This window comes from Fibrella musci (assembly GCF_041321105.1).
Lineage (GTDB): Bacteria > Bacteroidota > Bacteroidia > Cytophagales > Spirosomataceae > Fibrella > Fibrella musci.
Map to the genome: position 1 here is coordinate 223974 of NZ_JBGGWD010000004.1, position 17298 is coordinate 241271.

Sequence of the window (17298 nt, forward strand, 5' to 3'; positions counted from 1 at the left end):
ACACTCATGGGTATTGCCCTGCTTCTGCTCCTCTCGGCCCTGCTCTGCTTCGCCGTCTTCTACAAAGCCATCGAATGGTTTGAACACATATAACCATGCTTACGCTCCTGCTTATCGTCTCCATTCTGGTCTTCGCCTACATGCTATACGTGCTGATCCGACCAGAGAAATTTTAATAATCCGTACCAGACCGACAAGGTTTCAAAAGCCTTACAGGTCTATTGTCGCCTTTTTATGACAACTGAACTACTGGGCATTGTTGCCACGTACCTGATCACGATTTTGCTGGCGATTCCGCTGGGCAAACTCTACGCGAAGGTATTTGCCGACAAGCCCAATGCACTCGACTTCATGGCGCCGCTGGAGCGGCTGCTGTATCGCGTTGGCGGCATCGACCCCAACCGCGACATGACCTGGAAAGAGAACCTGGTCGCGCTGCTGACGATCAACCTGGTGTGGCTGGTGTATGCCTTTGTGCTGCTGCTGACGCAGGGCGGGCTGCCCCTAAACCCCGATGGAAACCCGTCGATGACGCCCGATCTGGCGTTCAACACGGCCATCAGCTTTCTGGTCAACTGTAACCTGCAACACTACTCGGGCGAAAGCGGCCTGACGTACCTGACGCAGCTGGGCGTGATCACGTTCCTGCAATTTGTGTCGGCGGCCACGGGTATCGCTGCGCTGGTGTTGATTTTCCGGTCGTTTCTGCCTGCCACGACCGACCGGTCGGGTAACTTCTACACCTTCTTTATCAAGTCGCTCACCCGGATTCTGCTGCCGCTCTGTCTGCTGATAGCGCTCGTGCTGGCGTTCAATGGCACTCCGGCGAGTTTCGACGGTAAAGATCAATTTGTCTCGATGCAGGGTGATACCGTCAATGTGTCGCGCGGCCCGGCGGCGGGCATGATCGCCATCAAGCACCTCGGTACCAACGGCGGGGGCTGGTTTGGGGTCAACTCGGCGCACCCGCTCGAAAACCCCAACTACCTCACCAACATGGTCGAGATGGTGAGTCAGGTGCTCATTCCGGTAGCCATGCTGTTTGCGCTGGGCTTCTTTATCCAACGTCGGAAATTTGCCTGGGTTGTTTACGGCGTCATGACGGTGGGGCTGCTGGTGCTGCTGGTGCCCACCATTATGACCGAGATCCACGGTAACCCGGCCATCGCCCAACTGGGCGTCGGGCAGCCAACGGGCGCGATGGAAGGGAAGGAGGTGCGCTTTGGTCCCACGGCCTCGGCCTACTGGAGCATCGTCACCACGATTATCTCGACCGGATCGGTCAACTCCATGCACGACTCGTCGATGGCCTTGTCGGGCGCGATGGAACTGCTGGGTATGATGACCAACGCCTTCTACGGCGGGTGTGGCGTGGGCTTCCTCAACTACTACGTCTTCCTGATCGTCGCCGTCTTTATCTCGGGGCTGATGGTGGGCCGCACGCCGGAGTTTTTCGGGCGGAAGGTCGAAGCGCGCGAAATGAAGATTGCCTCGTTGATCGCAATTCTGCACCCGTTCCTGATTCTGGTCGGTACGGCGCTGTCGAGCTACATCGTCAAGAACGGCATCGGCGGCGACTGGGCGGTGCAACCCGCCAACTGGCTCAACAACCCCGGCTTCCACGGCTTCTCGGAGATGCTCTACGAATACACCTCATCGGCGGCCAACAACGGGTCGGGCTTCGAGGGGCTGGGCGATAACAACCTCTTCTGGAACGTCTCGACGGGCTTCCTGCTGCTGCTGGGTCGGTTTCTGCCGATCGTCGGGCCGCTGGCCATTGCCGGTTTGCTGACGCAGAAAAAGTTTGTGCCGGAAAGCGCAGGTACGTTGCCCACCGACACCGGTACGTTCGGGCTGATGACTTTCGCCGTTATCTGGATCATCGCCGCGCTGTCGTTCTTCCCGGCCCTCGCGCTGGGTCCGCTGGCCGAATATTTCTCACTTAAATAATACACCCCACCCCCGGCCCCTCCCCTTAAACAAGGGGAGGGGGGCAAGACGCCACGATAGATTTATATCTATTGGCGGCCGAGCCCTCTTCCCTTTATTTTAAGAAAAAGGGATTTAGGTACCGCCGACAGGTCTATAGCTACTGTAGGCCGAGTTCCCCCCTCCCCTCTATTTGAGGGGAGGGGCCGGGGGAGGGGTCAATCGTATGGCAACTCAAGAAGCTTCGTCCAATCGTAGTGCTTCCCTCTTCCAGCCCGCGCTGATTGGGACGGCGATCAAGGACTCGTTCATTAAACTGAACCCGGCTGTTCTGATCAAGAACCCGGTGATGTTTACGGTGGGTGTGGGTACGCTCATCATGCTGATCGTCACGATCTACATCGCCTTATCGGGCGATACGGCCCAGGGTACGTTTGGCTATAACCTCACGATCACGGCCATTCTGCTGCTGACGCTGCTGTTTGCCAACTTCGCCGAGGCGATTGCCGAAGCGCGGGGCAAAGCCCAGGCCGAATCGCTGCGGAAAACCCGGCAGGAAACCCCCGCCAAGGTTATCCGGGAGGTGGGTCAAATGACTCTCAACGAAGTGCAGGTAATCTCGTCGGCGCAACTGCGCAAAGGCGATGTGTTCATCTGCGAACCCGGCGACATCATCCCGTCGGACGGGGAGATCATCGAAGGGCTGGCGACCATCGACGAATCGGCCATCACGGGCGAATCGGCCCCGGTAATCCGGGAAGCGGGCGGTGATAAGTCGTCGGTGACGGGTGGTACCAAAGTGCTGTCCGACAAGATTAAGGTAGTGGTGACGACCCAGCCGGGCGAATCGTTTCTCGACAAAATGATCGCGCTGGTGGAAGGGGCTTCGCGGCAGAAAACGCCCAACGAAATCGCCCTGACGATTCTGCTGGCGGGCTTTACGCTGGTGTTTATCATCGTCTGCGTGACGCTGCAACCCTTTGCCGAGTACGCCAACACGCCCATTACCATCGCCGCCCTGATTTCGCTGTTCGTCTGCCTCATCCCGACTACCATCGGCGGCCTGCTGTCGGCCATCGGTATCGCGGGCATGGACCGGGCGCTGCGGGCCAACGTGATCGCCAAATCGGGCCGGGCGGTGGAAACGGCGGGCGATATCGATACGCTGCTGCTCGACAAAACAGGCACCATCACCATCGGTAACCGGAAAGCCACGCACTTTTACGCTGCACCGGGTATCGCCCAACCCGACATGGTGCGGGCTTCGGCGCTGAGTTCGCTGGCCGACGAAACCCCCGAGGGTAAGTCGATTGTCGAATTGGCCGGTCCCGACGTAACGCGCAGCCTGAGCACGACCGGCGCCACGCTGATCAAATTCACGGCCGAAACGCGCTCGTCGGGTATCGATTTGCCCGTCAATGGCTCGTCAGGTACGTACCTGCGCATCCGCAAAGGGGCCGTCGATTCGATCCGTACCATCGTGACCAAGGCGGGTAATCCGTTTCCATCGGAAACCGATGCCAAAGCGAAGGAGATTGCGGCCAACGGCGGGACACCGCTGGTGGTGACCGAGAATGAGCGCGTGATGGGCGTGGTCGAGCTACAGGACATTATCAAACCGGGTATCTCGGAACGCTTCGACCGGCTACGGAAGATGGGTGTGAAAACGGTGATGGTAACGGGCGACAACCCGCTCACAGCCAAGTTCATTGCCGAGAAAGCCGGGGTCGATGACTTCATCGCCGAAGCCAAGCCGGAAGACAAGATGCAGTACATCCGCACCGAACAAACCGGCGGTAAGCTGGTGGCCATGATGGGCGACGGCACCAACGATGCCCCCGCGCTGGCGCAGGCCGATGTAGGCGTAGCGATGAACTCGGGTACGCAGGCAGCCAAAGAGGCTGGCAACATGGTCGACCTCGACAACGACCCCACCAAACTGATTGAGGTGGTCGAAATCGGCAAGCAACTGCTCATCACGCGGGGCACACTGACGACTTTCTCGATCGCCAACGACGTCGCCAAGTATTTCGCCATCGTTCCGGCCCTGTTCGTGGCCAGTATTCCGGCGCTGCAACGCATCAACGTCATGAACCTGCACAGCCCCGAATCGGCTATTCTGTCGGCGGTGATCTTCAACGCGATCATCATTCCGATGCTGATTCCGCTGGCCCTGCGCGGGGTCGATTACAAACCCATCGGCGCGTCGGCCTTGCTCCGGCGCAACCTGTTCATTTACGGGTTCGGTGGCCTGGTGGCCCCGTTCGTCGGCATCAAATTGATCGACCTGGTCGTGGGATTATTTGTATAAAAAGTCATTAATCGTCATTCGCTTCGCGTCATTAAGTAGTCATTTATTGTCATCAAGTGGTCATTTGCTTTGCGTCATTCGTCGCTTCCACGATAAATGACAAGTAATGACCCGCGGCGGCGGACCGCACCAATGATCTTAAAGCGAATGACACGTCTCTCATGAAAACTCATATTTCTCCGGCGATCCGGCTTACGGTCGCCCTCATTATCCTGACGGCTGTTGTGTATCCCCTTGTGGTGGCCGGCATTGCCAAACTGGCTCCGGGTGGCGGGGCTGGCGAACAGGTCGTTGTCAATGGCAAAGTGGTAGGCTACGCCCGCATCGGTCAAAAGTTCACCCAGGATCGCTATTTCAACTCACGTCCGTCGGCCGTCGATTATAACGCGGCGGGGTCGGCCGGGTCGAACAAAGGCCCATCCAACCCCGATTACCTCAAAACGGTACAGGCACGCATCGACACCTTTCTGGTACACAACCCCGGCGTGCAGAAAGCCGACATTCCGGCCGAACTAGTGACGGCTTCGGGCTCTGGCCTCGACCCTGACCTCTCGCCGGCTGCGGCCAAAATTCAGGTGGCCCGCATTGCTAAAGTACGGGGTATCGCCACCGGCCAGCTGAATCAACTGGTCGATGAGCATACCAAAGGCCCGCTGTTGGGCTTGTTTGGGCCATCGACGGTGAATGTGCTGGCCCTCAACGTGGCGCTCGACGCACAGAAATAGTCGATAGCTACGGCACTGGCTGCCGGTCGGAACAACGGGGGTTGCGGCTGACCGGCAGTGCATTGCACCAGTTTGATAATCAAGCTAATGATTAATCAACTCATAGGGCTCGCCCTGCTGTTTGCCGTGGCGATTGGGCTGGCCATACTGGTTGGCCGATACATGAGTCGGCTATTTGGTACCAGGCTGGCTGAAGACCACGGTATCCTGAGCGCGCTCGATCGGCTGCTGTACCGACTTGGTGGCGTCGACCCGAACGTACCCATGACCTGGCGGCAGTATGGCGTGGCACTGCTCGTCATCAACAGCGTCTGGCTGGTCTACGCCTTCGGGTTGCTGATGGTACAAACCGCCATCCCGATCTGGAATCAGGGGAACATTGGTCAGATGGACTGGACGCTGGCGCTCAATACGGCCATTAGTTTTCTGACCAGCACCAACCTGCAACATTATTCGGGCGAAAGCGGAGCTACGTACCTGACCCAACTGCTGGTGCTGACGTTCCTGCAATTTGTGTCGGCGGCAACGAGCCTGTCAGTGGGCGTGGCGGTGGTACGCTCGTTGAAAAGCGAATCCAGCGCCTACGTGGGTAACGTCTACCAGGATCTGGTACGGTCGATTACGCGGGTGTTGCTGCCGCTCTCGTTTGTGGCGGCAGTGCTGCTGATCGCGACAGGTGTACCAATGACGTTTGCCCCCTGTACGGTGCTCAAAACCCTGGAAGGCATCGAACAAACGGTGGCGACCGGGCCAGTGGCGGCCATGCTGCCCATCAAGCACCTGGGGTCGAACGGCGGCGGATTTATGGGCACCAACACCGCCCATCCCTTCGAGAATCCGTCGATGAGCAGCTATTGTGTTCATCTGCTCGATGTGTGGCTACTGCCGATGGCGTTTATCTGCTTTGTGGGGTATTTTCTGAACCGCCGGAAGCTGGGAGTCATCCTGTTCACGATCATGACCGGCTGCTGGCTGGCGATTACCATCCCGATCATACAGCAGGAACTGGGCGGCAACGTGGCCATTAGTCAACTGGGTATCGATCAGGGGGCGGGCAGCCTGGAAGGCAAAGAAATGCGGTTTGGCGTGGTGGCAAGTGCCTTTTATGCCGGGGTGAACAGCGTCATTCCGGCCGGTACGCTCACCAGCATGCACGATAGCTACACGCCGTTGTCGGGGCTGTTTATGTTGCTGGGCATGCAGGTCGATGCCTTCTACGGGGGCGTGGGGTCGGGTTTTCTGTACATGTTTCTCTACATCATTCTGGCCATCTTTATCGGTAGCCTGATGATCGGCCGCACCCCGGAACTGCTTGGTAAAAAGGTAGGCATCCCTGAAATTCAGCTGGCCTCGTTTGTGATCGTGGTATTGCCCCTGCTTTACATGGGAGCCACGGCCATTGCCGTAGCCGTGCAAAACGCCCGACCCGACATAGGCTGGCTGAGCAATGGGGGGGCACATGGATTCACGACCATGCTCTACGAATACGTATCATCGGCGGCGGGCAACGGATCCGGGTTTGAAGGCCTGGTTGACAACACACCCTTCTGGAACCTGTCGACGGCCGTCGTGATGCTGGGGGGGCGATTTATCCCGCTGCTGGCTCCGCTGGCTATCGGTGGGCTACTGCTGGCCAAACGCTACGTACCCCCAACGGCTGGCGTGTTGCCCACCGAATCCTGGACGTTTGGCGTGTTGCTAACGGCCGTTATTATCATCATTGGGGCGCTGTGTCTGTTTCCCGCAGCGGCCATCGGGCCAATCAACGAGTTCCTGACTCAGTAGCCCGACCTTCTTTTTAGTACAACAAAACACCGGTCGCCCTGTGCGGCCAACACCATGAAAACAAGTGCAATTTGCTCAACAGTAACAGCCGTCGTGCTGGCCATGACGTACCCACGCGTAATGGCGCAAACCACCGATACCACAGCAACTTCGGCGCCTACGCAGGCGGCTAATCAGGCAGCGCCCAATGCCGGCCTGACCGTGACCGGGTACGTAGAAGCCTATTACAGCCACGATTTCACCGCTCCCAAAACAAGCCAGGAACGGCCCGGCTTTTTGTACAACCACCGGCGCAACCGGGAGGTCAACATCAATCTGGCGTTTGTGAAAGCGGCCTACACCAGCGACCGGGTACGTGGTAATCTGGCGCTTCAGGTGGGTAACTACGCCCAGTACAACTATGCCGCCGAACAGGAGCTAACAAAGAACATCTTCGAAGCCAACGCCGGGGTGAAGCTGGCTAAAAACCGCGACCTCTGGCTCGATGCGGGGCTATTTGCCTCGCACATCGGTTTTGAAAGCGCGATTTCGAAAGATTGCTGGACGCTGACCCGCAGCCTGCTGGCCGAAAACTCGCCCTATTACCTCTCGGGAGCCAAGCTGACCTACAACACGCCTAATGGCAAGTGGACGGTGCTGGGCATGGTGACCAACGGCTGGCAGCGGGTGAAAAAACTCGACGGCTACAGTGGCCCGGCCGTAACCACGCAGGTGCAGTACCGGCCCTCGGCGAACCTGACGCTCAACTGGAGCAGCTTTGTGGGCGCCGACCGGCCCGATTCGCTCCGGCAGACGCGCTTCTTCAATAACTTCTACGCGATCGTGAATCCACAGGGCCGCTTCGGGGTGATCCTTGGCTTCGACATCGGGGCGGATCGTAAACCGGTTATGCGTAACGGGTCGGATGTGCGCGTGGGTAGTGGCAGCTACGTCTGGTATTCGCCCGTCGTGATTGCCCGCTACAAAACGTCGGACAAAAGCTACCTGAATGGCCGCGTCGAGTACTACGCCGACCCGAACGGCGTGATCATCGCCACGGGCACGGCCAACGGATTCAAAACACTCGGCTACTCGCTCGGCTACGATTACGCTATTCTGCCCAACGCCCTGTTCCGCATCGAAGGCAAGGTGTACGACAGCAAAGACCCAATTTTTGAGGGAAAAACCAGCACCAGCCGCACCAACACCTCGCTCACCACGAGTCTGGCGGTAAGCTTTTAACGATTGATAGCTTCCTAAGCCTTAACCATCGTCATGAAACCAGCCTACCGATTACTCAGTGTCATGCTGCTTAGCCTACCACTGGTATCGGTTGCGCTGGTTTATGACCGATTACCACTCCGGCTCCCCGTTCATTTCGACGCCGACGATCAGCCCGATCTATTCAACAACCGGTCGCAGTGGATGAGCCGCCTTATAATCACCATGTTCCTGCTGAATATTGGCCGATCGGTGCTGATGCGGGTGGTGGAACGGCAACGTACCTGCCAGCGGGCTCAACTGGAAGCGCTCTACCTGCTCACGGCCGTGTCGGTGGCGGGTATTGTCTCGCTGCTGGCGCTTGAAGGGGGGCTGGGCAAGCCGCTCTTCGCCGACTGGTTTCCCGTCTGGTTTTTTCTGTCGGGCAGCGGGGTGCTGTACGTATCGGTGTCGCCTCATCTGCCCGTTTCCCTGCTGAATACCGACCAGTTAACGCCGCCGCAGCTTCGTCGGCTGGTGGCTATGCAGCAATTTCGGTCGCTCTCTCATTGGATCGTGGTCCGGGTAAATCTGGCCGCCGCCGTCCTGATGCTTTTTGTGGGCCGACACGATCGGTGGCAGCTCGGGTTGCTGGCCAACCTGCTCGCTTACTCAGCCCTGATGATCCTGGCCGAGGTGAACCGCCGTCGGTCGGGCTAGCGCCGTTTTTGTGTTTGACTCCGTTTCTTTTCTTCTTCACTCGTCATGACGCCCAACGACCAAACTGCCGAACGATTTCTGAACCTCATCCGCGAGTCGCGCCGGGGGAAGTTCAAGATTTACATTGGCATGAGCGCGGGGGTCGGCAAGTCGTACCGGATGTTGCAGGAAGCCCATAGCCTGTTGCGTAGCGGCGTCGATGTGCGCATCGGGTTCATCGAGACCCACAACCGGGCCGAAACGGTGGCACTGGTCGACGGGCTGCCCATCATCCCCCGCCGCACGCTGTTCTACAAGGGCCGTCAACTGGAGGAGATGGACGTGCAGACGATTATCAACACGCACCCCGAGCTGGTGATTGTCGACGAACTGGCACACACCAACATTCCCGGCTCGAAAAACGACAAACGCTGGCAGGACGTGGTCGATATTCTCGATGCGGGCATCAACGTGATCTCGGCGGTCAATATTCAGCACATCGAAAGCCTCTACGACGAGGTGCGGGCCATTACGGGCATCGACGTAACCGAGCGGGTGCCCGACCGGGTGCTGCAACTGGCCGATGAGGTGGTGAACATCGACCTGACCGCCGACGAGCTCATTACGCGCCTCCGCGACGGCAAAATCTACGATCAGGCGAAGGTGCAGACGGCGCTGGCCAACTTTTTTCAGTCGGAGAAGATCCTGCAACTGCGCGAACTGGCGCTGAAAGAAGTGGCCGGGCAGGTGGAGCGCAAAGTGGATCTGACCCTGCCGCCGGCCTCCATTTCGCGCCACGAGCGGTTTCTGGTGGCGATCAGTACCAACGCCGATGTGGCCCGCCGGGTGATCCGAAAAACAGCCCGGCTGGCGAGCTATTACAACTCGCGCTGGTACGTACTCTACGTGCAGACGCCCGCCGAGGCCCCCGACCGAATCCGCCTCGACGTGCAGCGGCACCTGATCAATAACCTTAAATTAGCCACCGAGTTGGGGGCCGAGGTGATTCAGGTCAAAGGCAGCAACATTGTCGATGGCATTATGGATGAGGTAGAACGCCGCCACATCACCACCGTCTGTATCGGCAAACCGCACATCAACCTCGTTCAGATCATCATCCAGACCAACGCCTTCAATCGGCTACTGAATAAGCTATCGGCCTCCGACGTCGACCTGATTATTTTGTCGTAACCTGCACTACCATGACCATCAAAGCCAAAATAACGCTCGCACTGGCCTTCCTGTTTGCCATCATGCTGCTGCTGGGTGGGGTGGGTGCCTATTACCTCAACCGCCTGGCTGCCGACTCGCAGGCGATCCTGACCGACAACTACGAATCACTCGAATATACCAGCAACATGCAGAAGGCGCTGATCGGGCTGAGTGCCAAACCCGATACCGAAACGCTGGGTACGTTCGAGGGAAATTTGAAACTACAGGAAGCCAACGTGACCGAGGTAGGTGAAGGCGAAGCCACGCAGGCGGTGCGGCGAGCATTTACGCAACTTCAAAAAACACCCCAGGACTCGTTCATAGTGAGCCGGTTGTGGGCGGGCCTGTTCCGCATCGACGACGTAAACCGGCAGGCGATCATTCGCAAAAACGACGTAGCCAAGCAAACGGCCCGCGACGCGCTGGTGTGGCTGGCTGTGGTGGGTACGTTGTCGTTTCTGGTGGTATTCTCGATGTTGTTCAGTTTTCCCGGTTACATCGCCAACCCCCTGCACGAGCTTACGCAGGGTATTCGGCAGGTGGCGAGCCGCAATTTTGAAGAGCGCCTGCACTTTAAATCGAGCGATGAGTTTGGCGAACTGGCCCGGTCGTTCAACGGCATGGCGCAGAAACTTGATGAATACGAACACTCGAACCTGGCCCGGATTCTGTTCGAGAAAAAACGCATCGACACCCTGATTCAGGTGATGTCGGACGGCATCATCGGGCTCGATCAGAACCGGTATATCCTGTTTGTTAACCGCGTGGCGAGCCGGTTGCTGGGTCTGGGCGAAGCGGAGTTGCTGGGCCGGTATGCCCCCGACGTGGCGGCCCGCAACGACCTAATGCGCAGCCTGATTCAGGACGTGATGCAGAATAGCCCGCCGACCAATGCCGGCGACTCGAACCTGCTCAAAATTTTCGATGAAGGCAAAGAGAGTTATTTCATCCGGCAAACGCAGGTCGTTGATGTGTCGCGGACGGGCGATGAGCAGGCTGTGCGGGCCGGGTACGTGATCGTGCTGAAAAACGTAACGTCGTACAAAGAGCTCGATCTGGCTAAAACCAATTTCATCGCTACGGTGTCGCACGAACTGAAAACGCCGCTGTCGAGCATCAAAATGAGCCTGAAACTGCTCGACGATCAGCGGATTGGCGAGCTGAACGACGAGCAGCGGCAACTGGTCGGGAATGTGCGCGATGATGCCGACCGGCTGCTGAAACTGACTGGCGAGCTGCTGAATATGGCGCAGGTAGAGTCGGGGCAGATTCAGTTGAACATCCGTCCTGTGGCTCCGGCCGATCTGGTCCGTTACGCTACGCAGGCGCTACGTACCCAGGCCGAACAGAAAGCCGTTGACCTTATGAGCAACGTACCTGATAACCTCCCGCTCGTGGAAGCCGACCCCGACAAGACGTCGTGGGTGCTGGTCAATTTTCTGTCGAACGCGATCAGGCACAGCCCCGACAACGGCCGCGTCGACATCAGCGTCACGGCCATCGACCGGCAGGTGGAGTTTCGGGTGCGCGACCACGGCCCCGGCATCCGCCCCGAGCACCGCGACCGCGTGTTTGATCGTTACTTCCGGGCGGCCACCGTGCCGTTTTCGGGCAGCAACGGCTATCCGGCCAGTGCCGTAGCAAACCCCACCAGTAGCGGGACGGGGCTGGGCCTGGCGATTTCCAAAGAATTTATTCAAACCATGAACGGGCAAGTGGGGCTTGATACTACCGTGACCGACGGCGCGGCTTTCTGGTTTCGGCTGCCGGTGACTGGCCAGACCGTTGTATAGGCAGGAACCGATACGTCGGCTAAACGCTGTACTTTTGCCGCGAAGGGCTGGTTTTCACGAAACCCGCACCCGCAACTTGATACGACTGCATGAAACCTACTCTCTTGATCCTGGCCGCTGGCATGGGCAGCCGCTACGGGGGCATTAAGCAACTCGACCAGTTTGGGCCACACGGCGAAACCATTATCGATTATTCGCTTTTCGACGCGATCCGGGCCGGCTTCGGCAAGGTGGTGTTTATCATCCGGCAGGAACTTCAGGCCGATTTTGAAGCGATCTTCCTGCCCAAACTGAAAGGGAAGATCGACGTTGATTTTGCCATTCAGGCGTTGTTCTCCTACGTACCTGCCGACCTCGGTTCGGTGCAGCGTACCAAACCCTGGGGCACGGGCCACGCCATGCTGTGTGCGCAGAAACAGACACAAACCCCGTTTGCCGTCATCAACGCCGACGATTTTTACGGGCAGGAGGCCTTCCAGGTGATGGCCGATTTTCTGACTACCGACACCGACGATACACGCCACGCGATGGTGGGATATGAAGTAAAAAACACACTGTCGGAGTTTGGCTCGGTATCGCGCGGCGTTTGCACCACCGACGAGCACAACAACCTGACGTCGGTGATTGAGCGAACGAAGATTTACGAGAAAGCGGACGGTCCGACGACTCGGACTATCGTCTACGAAGAAGCGGACGGCCTCACGCCACTGTCGCCCGAAACACCGGTATCGATGAACTTCTGGGGCTTCAAACCAAGCGTATTTCCCAGCGTGCAGGCGCAGTTTGAAACCTACGCCCGCGCCAATTTCGACGTACCCAAGGCCGAGTTTTATATCCCCACGATCGTGACGCAGCTCATCCAGACGGGCGAGGGCACCTGCCGGGTGTTCCGCAGCCAGTCGGAGTGGTTTGGTGTCACGTACCCGGAAGACAAACCGACCGTGATGAAGTCGTTCAAACGCCTGCACGCCGACGGCAAATACCCGGATAGCCTGTGGGGGTAATGAATGGATAATGCATAATGAATGATGTACAATGCACAATGGGGCGGGCAGGTAGCAAGCCGTTTACGAATACCCATTGTGCATTCTTCATCGTGCATTGTACATTCAACCCCAGTCGTTCCGCTGCCAACTAAACCCGGACGATGTGCATGCGTTATGAAAACGACACTGTTGTTGGTCTGTTTGTTGGGTACGTTGCCCGCACTAAGTCAGGCGATCGTAGGGACCTGGAAACGGACAGGCACGACGATTACGTACCAGAGTGGCAAAACGGAGGACGTGCAGCCGATGATGGTCAAAAGCGTACCCTGTACCGCCAGGATTACGTATGAGTTTACGAGCAACGGCATGCTAAAAACCCACATACCCGATGATTGTAAACAGTTGCTGGGGCCGATGGCCAAAATCAGCGCTGATACGCGCTACACCATCAGCGGCAACAAAATCACGGTTGAGTCGCCCGAACCCCAGCTGTCGCCGACGATGACACAGACCTACGCGGTGCAAGGCAACACCCTGACGATGACGTTTACCTACGCCGATCAGCCTAACGTACCCAACCCCAACAAGGCTAAGTCCGTCGTGATGACCTACCAGAAGCTGTAGGTATAATGATGAACGCTGAGTGATGAGCGCTACCTTTACTTTATGATTGCCGCTGCTCCTCAATTGCCTTTTGCTGCCCTTCAGCCGTCGTTTGAAGGCGAGCTGTATTTCGACAACTCGACCGAACATGCCGCCCAGCGGTTGCTCTACGCGACCGATGCGTCGGTGTATCAGGAAGTTCCGTTGGCCGTTGCGATTCCGCGCACGGTGGAAGATATCAAACGGCTTATACGCTTTGCCAAAGCCAACAAAAGCGCCGGCGCACAGGCCAGCCTGATTCCGCGCGCGGCCGGTACGTCGCTGGCCGGGCAGGTGGTGGGTAGTGGCATCGTCGTCGATATTTCGACCCATTTCAATCAGATTCTGGAAGTCAACGCCGCCGAGCGTTGGGTACGGGTGCAGCCGGGCGTTATCCGCGATGACCTGAACGTGGCGCTGCGCCCGCACGGGTTGCAGTTTGGGCCAGAAACCAGCACCGCCAGCCGCGCCATGATCGGCGGGATGATCGGCAACAACTCGTGTGGGCTGCACTCCATCGTGTGGGGTACTACCCGCGATCACCTGCTCGAAGTGCGGGCTGTGCTGGCCGATGGCGCCGAGGTAACGTTCCGAAACCTGACCCCCGACGAATGGGCCGCCAAATGCCGGGGCGAAAATGTGGTCAGTCCGCTCGAACAGCGCATCTACCAGCAATTCCAAACCTGGCTTAGCGACCCCCAACTTTGCCAGCAAATCCGCGACGGTTACCCCAACGCCAACGTCACCCGCCGCAACACCGGCTACGCACTGGATGCGCTTTTGACCCCACCCGGACGCGGGACCGCCCCAGCCCCTCCCCTTAAAAAAGGGGAGGGGGGTACCTTCTGCAACGAAAATGCTATAGAGCGGCTCCCCTCCCCTTTTTTAAGGGGAGGGGTCGGGGCGGTCCCGCGTCCGGGTGGGGTCAACCTCGCCGCGCTGATTGCCGGGTCGGAGGGGACGCTCTGTTTCATCACAGAAGCCAAACTGAACCTGCTGCCGCTGCCGCCTGCGCACGTGGCGCTGGTTTGTGCCCATTTTCAGACGCTTCGGCAGTCGCTGGAGGCCAATCTGGTGGCGCTGGATCATAAATGCTGGGCGTCGGAGTTAGTTGATGATTACATTCTGCAACTGACCAAAACCAACGCCGAGCAACTCCGTAACCGGACGTTTGTGGTCGACCACCCCGAAACGGGTGATCCCAAAGCGGTGCTGATGGTCGAGTTTTTCGACGACACCGAGGCGGGCGTTCGGGCGAAAGCCGAGGCGTTCGTAGCGGCCTTGCAGGAGGCTCAACTCGGGTATGCCTATCCCATCCTTCACGGCGACGAGACCAAGAAACCCTGGGCATTGCGTAAGGCGGGACTCAGTATCATGTACAATATTCCCGGCGACGAAAAACCGGCCAACGTGATCGAGGATTGCGCCGTTGCGCCGCAGGACCTGCCCGACTATATCGACGAGTTGACCCGGATGGCGAAGGAAAATCATGGGCTCGATCTGGAATATTCGGCGCATGCCGGGGCCGGTGAACTGCACGTGCTGCCCTTGATCAACCTGAAAACTACGCCCGGCCGCGAGACCTTCCGGGCGTTGCTAATGGACACGGCCACGCTGGTGAAAAAATACGGCGGGGCGCTGTCGGGCGAGCACGGCGACGGGCGGCTGCGGGGCGAGTTCATTGCGTTTATGCTCGGGCCGGAAAACTATGAACTGTGCAAGGCGGTAAAGGCTCTTTGGGACCCCGATAACCTGTTCAACCCCGGTAAGGTGGTCGACACGCCGCCGATGAACGAGCACCTCCGGTATGTGGCCGATGCAGTGATTCCACAGCCGCATACCCGTTTCGATTTTTCGAAAGACGGCGGACTGCTCGAACTGGCCGAAAAATGCTCGGGGTCAGGCGATTGCCGCAAAACGCATTTGTCGGGCGGAACGATGTGCCCCAGCTACATGGCCACCCGCCGCGAACACGACACCACTCGTGCCCGCGCCAACATGCTCCGGCATTATTTTACCGGCGGCGACCAGCCCACGGTCACGATGGACGAGGTGAAGGATGTGCTCGACCTGTGCTTGTCGTGCAAAGCCTGCCAGACCGAGTGCCCCAGCAGCGTGGACATGACCCGCATGAAGGCTGAGTTTACGCAACGCCTCTACGACGAACGCTCGGTGCCATTGCGGGCGCGGCTGGTGGGTAATTTCTCCCGCCTGATGAACCTGGCCAGCCTGGCCCCCTGGGCCTACAACGCCATCTACGACACGCCCGCCCTGCGCCGGATCGCCAACCGCCTAGTTGGTTTCCACCCCGACCGCACCATGCCCAGGCTGACTAAGTTCACTGTTCCCAGTTCGCTGTCGTCTGTTGGGTCGGGAAAGCCGACTACCACTCGCTACGGCAAAACAGCCGACAGTGGACAGCGGACTGTTCAACTGTTTCTGGACGAATTCACGCGCTATAACGACGGGCATGTCGCCGAAGCGACCGCCAAATTGCTCGACCGGCTGGGTTATACGATGGTTATCCCGGAGCACGCTGAAAGCGGCCGGACGTACCTGTCGAAAGGGTTGGTCGATGAGGCTCGTAAACTGGCGATTCGTAACGTAACGTACCTGCGCGACCGCGTTACGGCCGACGCCCCGCTGATCGGGCTGGAACCCTCGGCCATCCTGACCTTCCGCGACGAATACCCCGATCTGGTCCCCGCCGACCTAAAGGCCGATGCCCGCCGCATTGCTCAGCATACGTACCTGTTCGAGGAATGGATCGCCCGCGAAGCCGACGCCGGACGGATCACCGCCGATGCGTTCACGACCGAGGCCCGCACGGTAAAAGTCCACGGGCACTGCCATCAGAAGGCCTTGTCGGGTATGGCGGCGCCGACCAAAGCCCTGAGTTTGCCCCAACACTATACGGTCGACGTGATTCCGTCGGGCTGTTGCGGCATGGCGGGCTCATTTGGCTACGAAACCGAGCACTACGACCTTTCCATGCAGATTGGCGAACTGGTACTGTTCCCCGCCGTGCGCGCTGCGGCCAGCGAGGTTATCGTGGCTGCGCCAGGTACGTCGTGCCGCCATCAGATCAAAGACGGCACCGGTCGCAAAGCCCTGCACCCCGCCGAAGTGCTGTTCGAGGCGTTGACCACCCCCAACCCCCTCCTCGGTAAGGAGAGGGCTTAGTTTCACTAACCAGGCTGTGGTCAAGCCCCCTCCTTACCGAGGAGGGGGCTGGGGGTGGTCTGCTGGTTAGCTACTTTGGCTTTCAGGAATGAAATAACCACGTCGAGGCCCTTCTGATAATGGATATTGTTGGGAATCACGATGTCAGCTTCGGCGCGATAGGGCTTGATAAATTGCTTGTAGGTGGGTTTCACGTGATATTTCCAGCGGTACATCACGTCGTCGAGATCATAGCCACGCTCTTCGGCGTCGCGCTTCACCCGGCGTTCCAGCTTAATGCTGTTCTTGGCGTCGATGAAAATCTTGAGGTCCATCTGGTCGGCCAATTCGCGGAAATGGAACACAAAAATACCCTCAACCACAATGATGGGCGCAGGGGTAAACGTCAGCAACTGCGGTACTATGTCGGGATTATTGAATGTGTATTCACGCTGTTGCACTGTCAGCCCCTGACGTAGCTGCTCGATATGCTGGGCATACAGGTGGTGATCGATTGTTTCGGGTACGTCGAAATTATGGATGCCCTGATCGTCGACAGCGATCTGATCAAGCGATAAGTAGTAATTATCCTGCGAAATCAGGCAGATTTCGTCGGGTGCGAAGGCGTTGAGGATGCCCTTCAGAAAGGATGTTTTTCCTGACGCACTACCCCCGGTAATGCCAACGATATATGGTTTCATAAGACGGTGAAACCTCACTCCCAACGTCTCTAGTTTAGGCAAAAGAGAGGGGTTGGGGGTGAGGTAATTTTAACAAAAATACGGCAAGGGCCTGAATTCACGGCGGCAGTAGCCAACTGGCTTTACGATGATCGCAGCGGCCTACCCCTATTTTACGGCACCAATCTTCGGAGC

The 17298-nt window shown here is 58.2% G+C and carries 13 protein-coding genes; 12 read left to right on the plus strand and 1 reads right to left on the minus strand.

All coding sequences use genetic code 11. The features are described 5' to 3' along the window. Positions 1-95 precede the first annotated feature (95 nt). The 12 genes from kdpF (at position 96) to ACAW74_RS14165 (ending at position 16444) form a co-directional block, all read left to right on the plus strand. Complete coding sequence (gene kdpF / locus ACAW74_RS14110) at positions 96-176, plus strand: K(+)-transporting ATPase subunit F (RefSeq protein WP_370699282.1); 81 nt, start codon at positions 96-98, stop codon at positions 174-176. A 58-nt stretch (positions 177-234) separates the two neighbouring features. Continuing rightward, positions 235-1950 carry a potassium-transporting ATPase subunit KdpA gene (gene kdpA / locus ACAW74_RS14115; RefSeq protein ID WP_370698849.1) on the plus strand — a complete coding sequence of 572 codons (1716 nt, stop codon included), beginning with the start codon at positions 235-237 and terminating at the stop codon, positions 1948-1950. Positions 1951-2155: 205 nt separating this feature from the next. Then, a complete protein-coding gene (gene kdpB, locus ACAW74_RS14120; RefSeq protein WP_370698850.1) occupies positions 2156-4240 on the plus strand; it encodes a potassium-transporting ATPase subunit KdpB in 2085 nt (694 codons plus the stop codon). Between the two features lie 161 nt (positions 4241-4401). Continuing rightward, on the plus strand, positions 4402-4965 hold the full coding sequence (locus tag ACAW74_RS14125; protein ID WP_370698851.1) for a K(+)-transporting ATPase subunit C: 564 nt from the start codon (positions 4402-4404) through the stop codon (positions 4963-4965). Positions 4966-5052: 87 nt separating this feature from the next. Next, a complete protein-coding gene (gene kdpA / locus ACAW74_RS14130; protein ID WP_370698852.1) occupies positions 5053-6750 on the plus strand; it encodes a potassium-transporting ATPase subunit KdpA in 1698 nt (565 codons plus the stop codon). A 54-nt stretch (positions 6751-6804) separates the two neighbouring features. Further along, complete coding sequence (locus tag ACAW74_RS14135; protein ID WP_370698853.1) at positions 6805-7971, plus strand: porin; 1167 nt, start codon at positions 6805-6807, stop codon at positions 7969-7971. Positions 7972-8004: 33 nt separating this feature from the next. Then, positions 8005-8649 (plus strand): SdpI family protein, encoded by a 645-nt coding sequence (locus ACAW74_RS14140; RefSeq protein ID WP_370698854.1) that lies wholly within the window; start codon positions 8005-8007, stop codon positions 8647-8649. 45 nt (positions 8650-8694) lie between these two features. Next, complete coding sequence (locus ACAW74_RS14145; protein WP_370698855.1) at positions 8695-9819, plus strand: sensor protein KdpD; 1125 nt, start codon at positions 8695-8697, stop codon at positions 9817-9819. Positions 9820-9830: 11 nt separating this feature from the next. Beyond that, positions 9831-11633, plus strand: coding sequence for a HAMP domain-containing sensor histidine kinase (locus ACAW74_RS14150; RefSeq protein ID WP_370698856.1), 1803 nt, complete (start codon positions 9831-9833; stop codon positions 11631-11633). An 89-nt stretch (positions 11634-11722) separates the two neighbouring features. Continuing rightward, entirely contained in the window at positions 11723-12637 is a 915-nt protein-coding gene (locus ACAW74_RS14155) for a nucleotidyltransferase family protein (protein ID WP_370698857.1), read from the plus strand. A gap of 156 nt (positions 12638-12793) precedes the next feature. Then, positions 12794-13243 carry a lipocalin family protein gene (locus ACAW74_RS14160; RefSeq protein WP_370698858.1) on the plus strand — a complete coding sequence of 150 codons (450 nt, stop codon included), beginning with the start codon at positions 12794-12796 and terminating at the stop codon, positions 13241-13243. Positions 13244-13285: 42 nt separating this feature from the next. Further along, positions 13286-16444, plus strand: a complete 3159-nt coding sequence (locus ACAW74_RS14165; protein WP_370698859.1) for an FAD-binding and (Fe-S)-binding domain-containing protein — start codon at positions 13286-13288, stop codon at positions 16442-16444. A 20-nt stretch (positions 16445-16464) separates the two neighbouring features. Here the strand turns inward: ACAW74_RS14165 and udk are convergent, their stop codons facing one another. Then, a complete protein-coding gene (gene udk / locus ACAW74_RS14170) occupies positions 16465-17124 on the minus strand; it encodes a uridine kinase (RefSeq protein WP_370698860.1) in 660 nt (219 codons plus the stop codon). Positions 17125-17298: the final 174 nt, after the last annotated feature.

Excerpts from the sequence above, each read along its gene's own strand:
- kdpB (WP_370698850.1), top strand. The coding sequence starts at position 2,156 with ATGGCAACTCAAGAAGCTTCGTCCAATCGTAGTGCTTCCCTCTTCCAG.
- udk (WP_370698860.1), bottom strand. The coding sequence starts at position 17,124 with ATGAAACCATATATCGTTGGCATTACCGGGGGTAGTGCGTCAGGAAAA.
- kdpA (WP_370698849.1), top strand. The coding sequence starts at position 235 with ATGACAACTGAACTACTGGGCATTGTTGCCACGTACCTGATCACGATT.
- ACAW74_RS14140 (WP_370698854.1), top strand. The coding sequence starts at position 8,005 with ATGAAACCAGCCTACCGATTACTCAGTGTCATGCTGCTTAGCCTACCA.
- ACAW74_RS14135 (WP_370698853.1), top strand. The coding sequence starts at position 6,805 with ATGAAAACAAGTGCAATTTGCTCAACAGTAACAGCCGTCGTGCTGGCC.
- kdpA (WP_370698852.1), top strand. The coding sequence starts at position 5,053 with ATGATTAATCAACTCATAGGGCTCGCCCTGCTGTTTGCCGTGGCGATT.
- ACAW74_RS14145 (WP_370698855.1), top strand. The coding sequence starts at position 8,695 with ATGACGCCCAACGACCAAACTGCCGAACGATTTCTGAACCTCATCCGC.
- ACAW74_RS14165 (WP_370698859.1), top strand. The coding sequence starts at position 13,286 with ATGATTGCCGCTGCTCCTCAATTGCCTTTTGCTGCCCTTCAGCCGTCG.
- ACAW74_RS14160 (WP_370698858.1), top strand. The coding sequence starts at position 12,794 with ATGAAAACGACACTGTTGTTGGTCTGTTTGTTGGGTACGTTGCCCGCA.
- ACAW74_RS14150 (WP_370698856.1), top strand. The coding sequence starts at position 9,831 with ATGACCATCAAAGCCAAAATAACGCTCGCACTGGCCTTCCTGTTTGCC.
- ACAW74_RS14155 (WP_370698857.1), top strand. The coding sequence starts at position 11,723 with ATGAAACCTACTCTCTTGATCCTGGCCGCTGGCATGGGCAGCCGCTAC.
- ACAW74_RS14125 (WP_370698851.1), top strand. The coding sequence starts at position 4,402 with ATGAAAACTCATATTTCTCCGGCGATCCGGCTTACGGTCGCCCTCATT.
- kdpF (WP_370699282.1), top strand. The coding sequence starts at position 96 with ATGCTTACGCTCCTGCTTATCGTCTCCATTCTGGTCTTCGCCTACATG.